The sequence below is a fragment of the Vibrio sp. 10N.247.311.13 genome, assembly GCF_041467595.1.
In the GTDB taxonomy this organism is placed as follows: domain Bacteria; phylum Pseudomonadota; class Gammaproteobacteria; order Enterobacterales; family Vibrionaceae; genus Vibrio; species Vibrio crassostreae_C.
Window position 1 is genome coordinate 1 of sequence record NZ_JBFSUX010000125.1, and the last position, 2,021, is coordinate 2,021.

Sequence of the window (2,021 nt, forward strand, 5' to 3'; positions counted from 1 at the left end):
AGAAGCTGCTTAATAAGTAAGCAAATGATGACAACTACCTTGAAAAACACCGATACCTTCTACCTGAAAGTATGCTGGATAAACCCATATTCAAGGTAAAAACTCGAGTCGACTTACCTGATTATCTCGACACCATCGGCATTGCGTATCGCAAGTCTGAAAATGAACTGGTTTCTGCGCGTAAACATGTTTGGGCCGAGAACCTTGAAGGGCTGCTTGAAGAGCGTATTGACTCTTCCGATGCATCAGGAGAATCGGATAAAGAGCTGCTCATTACTTTCGAGCAGTTCAATGGTTCTTACACTGGCAATGCTGAAGTAAAAGGAACTTGGATATTGAGCGAGCAAGATCAAGAGCTTGCACGTGCTGATTTCGATTCTAAGGTGCCGTTGAAAGAGTCGGGGTATGAATCGCTTGTCGAAGCTCTAGGGGAAGGGCTGGATCAGGTACTCGCAGATATTCAGTCGCAATTGCCGTGATTATCCGAAGGTAATATCTAGTAGGTTGTCGATATTATTTTTAGAACCTCGAATCAAATTAATGAGAATATGAAAAAGCCACCGTTGATACAGTGGCTTTCTTATAGTTTACGCGTGTTGAAAATTAACCATACTTATTAATAAATGCAATAACATGCTTATTGCTAAGTAGCTCTATTTTATCGATTGTTAGAATACAGTATGTGTATGATTTGTTTTTAAACGTAATGTTAGAGGCTTCTTCTGTTGGCTCTGAGAATTTATAGATTTCAAATCCAAGTTTTTTCATTAGATCCAATGCACTTGGGTTCTTGATGATCATGGAATACTTTTTAATCTTAGTGTTTCTTGCAAGAAGCTTCATATCGGAAATTAGATTCGCAACAGATTGTTCGTGCTTCTCAGAGTGACCGCTAACCACAATGTAATTTAAGTTATGGTTAGAATCTAAAGAGCAGGCTTGCTTAAGATTTAGATGCTTATTTTTGTATTGCTCGAATGCCTCTTCGTTGAAGAAAAAACCTAGGCTATGACTAACAATATTGCCCTTAACATCGACCATTTTTCTGCCATGCGCCTTTTTTTCACTGAAATAGAGAAACAGGTCGATAGTCTCAAGAGGTGAAGCATCCACCTTTGTATATTGCGAAATCAGCTTTATTCTATCTATTACTGCTTTGTCATTCTGATCTGTCATTAGTGGCATGATCTGACAGTCGCAGCCTTCTTCTATTTCCCCTTTAGAGATAGACGATATTCGGCTTTGAAACGAAAAGAACCTCTCACGAAGGAAGTCTTCAAGTAATGCACTGTCTTCGTTATCTTCTGAATCAAAGGATTTCAACGTTGTATACAAGTCCAGACCAAGGCAGTCCAATAACTTTAGGGCTTTGTAATTACTTGGTTTTACTTTGCTATTTTCCCATCGATTTATCGTTACGACATCTACAGAGCTGAATTCATCATCTAAGTGATTAATGTATGCCGCAAAATCCTTTTGCGTTAACTTCAATTTCTTGCGCGCTTCGCGCAGTAATTGCGGAAATTTCATCATGGTAGAATATTCATCTTTGATTAGTGACATTACGTTCCGATTAGTCAGATAGTCTATTTTATCAATCGTTAATATACAGTAGCTATAATATTTATTTTTGAATGTAATATTACATTTTTTAGCAGAAGGTTCTGAAAATTTAAATACTTCAAACCCCACACTCTTCAAGAGTCTCATCATATTGGGGTCTTTTACTAAAACAGAATATTTTTTAATGTTTTTGTTCTGAGAAAGTAACTGTATATCTGAAACTATATGCTCAATAACATGATCTTTTGTCTCTGAGTGTGAGCTTATATTAAAATAATTTATGCTTTTGCTTGAATTTAAAGAGCAGGCCATTCTTAGATCTAGCTCTTGAGTTTTTAATGTTTCAAATTGATGGTCTTCAAAGAAAAAGCCTACGTTGTGACTCACAATGTCACCATCTACATTGGCTTTGTTTCCTAATTGGATCTCAGATAGAAACGGCCAGTATGGGTGATTAT

General features: G+C 36.9%; 2 protein-coding genes. One reads left to right on the forward strand and one right to left on the reverse strand.

All coding sequences use genetic code 11. The features are described from left to right. Positions 1-71: 71 nt before the first annotated feature. Entirely contained in the window at positions 72-479 is a 408-nt protein-coding gene (locus AB6E52_RS22935; protein WP_372189987.1) for a membrane integrity-associated transporter subunit PqiC, read from the forward strand. Between the two features lie 124 nt (positions 480-603). Here the strand turns inward: AB6E52_RS22935 and AB6E52_RS22940 are convergent. Further along, on the reverse strand, positions 604-2,021 hold a 1,418-nt coding region (locus tag AB6E52_RS22940), incomplete at its 5' end, for a helix-turn-helix domain-containing protein (protein ID WP_372189988.1).